Genomic DNA, 5433 nt, shown 5'->3' with positions numbered 1-5433 from the left:
CCCCCTGCGGCTCAACCCCCTGGCCGGCGTCGGCCCCTCCGCCGTGCGCTTCGCCGCTCCGGGCGACGCCACCGCGGCCGTGGTGAGCGTTCGGCGCACCGAGGCCATCGACACCGCCCTGGAGGTCCTCGGCGGCGCCGAGATGAGCGCCGCCGACCTCGCCGAAGCGCTCTCCGAGCGGCTGCCCGGCGTGGAGCCCGACCGCCTGCGCGCCTTCGTGCGCGGACTGAGGGACAGGGGCCTGCTCCAGCCCTCCGACGGCCTGATCGCCCCCGGTGACGAGCCCGCCGACCGGGCCGTGCGCCTCCTGGACGCCGTCGGCGACCGCGACCGGGCCGCCGCCGTGCGCGTCCTGCTGGCCGACGCCGCAGGGGAGCGCCCCTTCGAGCCGGGGCTGCGCGACCGTCTCGACACCGCCTGGGACCGAGCCGCCGACCACGCGCCCGCCCTGGCCCGGACCAGGTACGCCGAACGCTTCGACCTGCACCCCGAACTCGCCATGCGCGCCGCCAGCCTGGACCGGCGCACCGTCGCCGACCTGCGCTCCGCCGTGCGCCGCCTCACCGCCCTCTCCTCCCCCGGCGGCGGCCCAGGCTTCGACATGGCCTCCTTCCGCGCCGCCTTCGCCCAGCGCTTCGAGGACGCCGAGGTGCCGCTGCTGAGCGCGCTGGACCTGGAGTCGGGCGTGCTGCGGCCCGCTCGGCGCGGCGCCTCCGAACTCGCCGCCAGGGCGGGCCTGCGCGCCGGTTCCCGCCCCGCCGAACCCACCGTCAACCCCGAGCTGCTCGACCTGCTCGGACGCTGGACCGCCGACGGCGGCCACCTCGACGGCGGCTCCGTGGACATCGCCCACCTGCCCGAGTCCGACACCGACGGCTCCCGCGCGCTGCTGGCCGTCCTGCTCGGCGACGCCGACCCCTCCTCCCACGACGGACCGCACAGCATGCTCGTCGGCGGGGTCGGCCGCGCCCCCCACGCCCTGGTGGCCCGGTTCGGCCTCCACCGCCCCGCCGTCGCCGACCGCGTCCGGGAGCAGGTCGACCGCGCCCGCGGGCGGCACGGAGCCGCGGACCCCGCGCGGAACCCCCTCCACGCCGAACTCGTCTACCACCCGGGCGGACGCATCGGCAACGTCCTGGTGCGCCCCCGCGTGCTGGACGAGACCATCGCCCTGACCGGCGCCCACGCGGGCACCCTGCACCTGGACCGGCTGCTCCTGCGCCTGTGCCCGGACGGCTTCCGCCTGCGCGACGCCCGCACCGGCCGACCCGTCCTCGTGGAGCTCAACACCGCCCACAACGTCGACTTCCACGGCCTGGACCCGGTCTACGCGGTGCTGGGCCACCTGGCCACGTCCGGCGGAGCGGGCTGGTCGTGGGGCCCGCTGGCCCGTCTGCCCCACCTGCCCCGCGTCACCTGCGGCCGGGTCGTGGTCACCCCCGAGCGCTGGCTGCTGCGCCCCGGGGACGTCGCCGCGGTCCTGTCCGCGCCCTCCCCGGCCGCCGCGCTGCGCGATCGCCTGCCCGGCCTGGGCGGGCGCACCTGGGTGGGCACCGGCGAGTACGACCACGTGCTCCCCGTGGACCTGCGCGAGGACGCCTCGGTGCGCGCCGCCCTGGCACGCGCCGGCGAACGCGACACCGCTTTCGTGGAGATGCCCCAGGCCGAGGCGCCCGCCGTGCGCGGCCCCGGCGGGGGCCACGTCGCCGAGGTGGTCGTGCCCACCGGGCCCGTCCTGCGCGAGCCGCCCGGCACCGGCGCGGGGACGGCCGTCCTGGACCGCGGACACGGCCGGGCCTGGATCTACGCGCGCCTGTACTGCGGGCACGCCACCGCCGACCAGGTGGTGGCGCGCGCCCACCGGCTCTCCTCGGACCTGCGCGCCGCCGGTGAGGCCGACCAGTGGTTCTTCCTCCGCTACCAGGACGGGGACGGCTACCACGTGCGGGTGCGGGTCCGCCCGGCCGAACCCGCCGCGCGGCCCGGCGTGCTGACCGCCGTGGACGCCCTCGGGGCCCGGCTGGCCGCCGAGGGCCTGGTCAGCAGGGTCGTCCTGGACGAGTACGTGCCCGAGGTGGCGCGCTACGGCGGCACAGAGGGCCTGCGGGCGGCCGAGGGGCTGTTCACCGCCTCCAGCGACCGCGTCGCCGCCGCGCTGCCGGAGCTGGCCGACGAGTCGGCCCGCCTCTACCGGGCGGTCGCCGACGTCACCCACTGGTGCACCGAGCTGTTCGCCGCCTTCGACGAGCGCGAGGAGTTCCTGCGCGCGTGCCAGGGCGGTCTGGACGTGGCCCCCACCCGCGAGGGCAACCGCCTCGGCAAGTTCGCCCGCACGCACGAGGCCGCCCTGCGCGCCCACCTGGAGGGGGTCCGCCCCGACGAGGGCGTGGCCAAGGCCCTGGGCGCGCTGGCCGCCGCGCTGGAGCCCGGGACCGGGACCCGCGACCGGTGGTCGGTGTTCGGGTCGGCGCTGCACCTGCACCTGAACCGGACCTTCGCCTTCGACGCGGTGCGCATGGAGTACCTGGCGCACGAACTCGCCCGGCGCCACCTGCGCCGTCTGCACGCACTGGAGGGCAGGAAACGATGAACGACGCGGACACACTGGACCTGGCGCGACGGTTCCTGGACGACATGGACGCCCAGGTGCGCGAGAACCCCACGTTCCCGCTGCTGCTGGACCAGGCCGTGGCCCGGATGGAGTTCGCCCGAGCCCTCGGCGAGGACCACCGCGCGGAGGACGCCTTCCACGAGGCGATGGGCCTGCTGCGCTCCGGCGGCGGCACCGGCCCCTGGCTCTACCGGGGCGCCGCCCAGGCCGGGTGGACCGCGCTCCGGCTCGCCCGGGAGCGCGGCACCGAGCCGTCCGGACTGGGCGCCGTGGACGACGCCGTCCTGCGGTGGATCGCCGACTACCCCGCCGAGGGCGAGGTCGACCTGCCCATGGGCGTGCTGGGCCTGGGCGCCTACGCCCTGGCCCACCCCGACGCCGGGTTCCGCGACAAGGCCACCTCCGGCGTCCTGGACGTGGTCGAGGAGCGCGCCGAACGCGACGGCGACGGCCTGTTCCTGCGCCTGGGCGACTCCCCGGCGCGCCGCGCCGACCAGTCCGCGGGCTGCCGGGTGCTCGGCGCCGCCCACGGCACCGCCGGACTGGTGTCCTACCTCGCCTCGGCCGCCGGGACGGCCGCCGCCCCGCGCGCACGCCCGCTGCTCGACGACTCCGTGCGCTGGCTGCGCGCCCAGCGCGGCGACTTCTCCCACGCCGTCTTCCCGCACCGCGTCGAGACGCGCTACACGCCCGCCCGCGCCACCTGGTGCTCGGGGGACCCCGGTATCGCCCTGGCGCTGACCGCGGCCGCCGGGGTCACCGGGGACCCGCGCGACGCCGACCTGGCCCGCGCCACCGCTTCGGCGGTCGCCACCCGGCCCGAGCGGGACTGCGGGATCACGGACGGGTGCGTGTGCCACGGCGCCGCCGGACTGGTCTGGTTCGGCCGCCGAGCCCACGACGACCACGGCCTGCCCGAGGGGCTGGAGTGCGTCCGGCGCTGGACCGGCTGGCTCGCCGAGCGGCGCGCCGAAGGGCCGCTGACCTACTTCAACCCCGCCGGGATGATCCGCGACGCCTCCTTCCTCGAAGGGGACGCGGGCGTGGCCCTGGCACTGCTGTACGCGGCCACCGGGGCGCGGCCCGCGTGGGAGCAGCTCGTCCTGGCGCGCCCCGTCACACCGGAGGTCTGATGCCCGGCTCCCCGCCGACCGAAGCGCCCGCAGCCCGGGACCGCCACTGGGTCCTGCGGCTGCTGTCCGCCTGCCGCCGCCACCCGGGGCTGGCCGCGGGGGTGGCCGCGGCGGCCGTCCTGGGGACCGGGCTGACCGCGCTGGCCCCGCTGGCCGCCCAGATCGCCGTGGACGACGCGGTCCAGGGGCGCACGGACCGGATCGGCGTGCTCGCCCTCGCCCTGCTGGGAGCCGCCGCGCTCCAGTTCGCCGGGGCGTTCGCCCGCCAGTTCCTGTCCGGCAAGCTGGCCCTGGGCGTCCAGCACGACCTGCGCACGGCCGTGTTCGACTCGGTCCAGCGTCTCGACGGCGGCAAACAGGACACCCTGCGCACCGGCCAGGTGATGTCGCGCGCGGGCACCGACCTGCAACTGGTCCAGGGGCTGCTGGCCACCGCGCCGCAGGCCCTGGGCGGCCTCGTGCTCATCGTGTTCGCCTTCTCGGCGATGCTGTGGCTCTCCCCCGTGCTCACCGTCGTGGCCGCGGCCGTCGTGGTCTCCTTCGTCGTGGTGACGGCGCGCGTGAGCAGGCGCATGCCGCCCGCGACCATGGCCGTGCAGCGCCGCACCGCCGAGATCGCCCAGCACGTCGAGGAGACCGTGACCGGCGTCCGCGTCGTCAAGGCCTTCGGGCAGGAGGAGCGCGAGACCCGGCGTCTGGCCGACCTCGCCGCCCGCCTGTTCGGCGAGCGCATGCGGGTGGCCCGCATGCAGGCGGCCCCCAGCGCCACCCTCGGCGTGCTGCCCTACCTCGGCCAGGCCGCGGTGCTGGTGGTCGGCGCGTGGCTGGTCGCGCGCGGCGAGGTGTCCCTGGGCGCCCTCGTCGCCTTCTCCGGGTACATGGTCACCCTCACCGCGCCGTCGGCGTCCCTGTCCAACCTGGTCATGAGCGCCCAGCTCGTGCGGCCCGCGGCCCTGCGCGTGTTCGACCTCGCCGACTCCCGCCCCGACGTCACCGACGCGCCCGACGCCGCCGACGTGCCCGAGGGGCCGGTCGGCGTGGAGCTGGACGGCGTGCGCTTCGGCTACACCCGCGACTCCACCGTGCTCGACGGGCTGTCCCTGAGCGTGCGCCCGGGCGAGACCCTGGCGCTGGTCGGCCCCTCCGGGTCGGGCAAGTCCACCGTCTCGCTGCTGCTGCCGCGCTTCTACGACACCACCGGCGGCGCCGTGCGGATCGGCCCTCCCGGCGGCGCGGTGGACGTGCGCTCGCTTCGCCTGCGCTCGCTGCGCGCCGCGGTCGGCGTGGCCTTCGAGGAGCCGTTCCTGTTCTCCGGCTCGGTCGCCGACAACATCGCGTACGGACGCCCGCACGCCACCCGCGAGCAGGTCCGCGCGGCGGCCCGCGCCGCCGGGGCCGACGGCTTCGTCCGCGCGCTCCCCGACGGCTACGACACCCCCGTGGGCGAGCGCGGCCTGACCCTGTCCGGCGGCCAGCGCCAGCGCGTGGCCCTGGCCCGCACGCTCCTGGGCGACCCCCGCGTCCTGGTGCTGGACGACGCCACCTCGGCCGTGGACGCCTCCACCGAGGCCGCCATGGTCGCCACGCTCGCCGACGTCACCGCCGACCGCACCGTCCTGCTCGTGGCCCACCGCAGGTCCACCCTCGCCCTCGCCGACCGGATCGCGGTGCTCGACGGCGGCCGGGTGG

The 5433-nt window shown here is 77.5% G+C and carries 3 protein-coding genes; all 3 read left to right on the top strand.

The annotated features are described in order from the left end of the window. Positions 1–2590 (top strand): lantibiotic dehydratase (locus tag DQW06_RS00315; protein WP_117197735.1); only part of this gene is annotated, 2590 nt, incomplete at its 5' end. Beyond that, entirely contained in the window at positions 2587–3744 is a 1158-nt protein-coding gene (locus DQW06_RS00310) for a lanthionine synthetase C family protein (protein ID WP_013155686.1), read from the top strand. The genes DQW06_RS00315 and DQW06_RS00310, both read left to right, overlap by 4 nt. Then, positions 3744–5433, top strand: a 1690-nt coding sequence (locus DQW06_RS00305) for an ABC transporter ATP-binding protein (RefSeq protein ID WP_157983309.1), incomplete at its 3' end; no start/stop codon positions are given. The genes DQW06_RS00310 and DQW06_RS00305, both read left to right, overlap by 1 nt.

Origin of the sequence: Nocardiopsis sp. TNDT3, assembly GCF_003427465.1 — a bacterium.
Lineage (GTDB): Bacteria > Actinomycetota > Actinomycetes > Streptosporangiales > Streptosporangiaceae > Nocardiopsis > Nocardiopsis dassonvillei.
The sequence above is the reverse complement of the archived record's forward strand: the minus strand, read 5'-3'. Positions and strand labels throughout refer to the sequence as shown.

Bases quoted from the DNA above. Each gene is read 5' to 3' on its own strand.
- DQW06_RS00310 (WP_013155686.1), top strand. From the start codon at position 2,587: ATGAACGACGCGGACACACTGGACCTGGCGCGACGGTTCCTGGACGAC.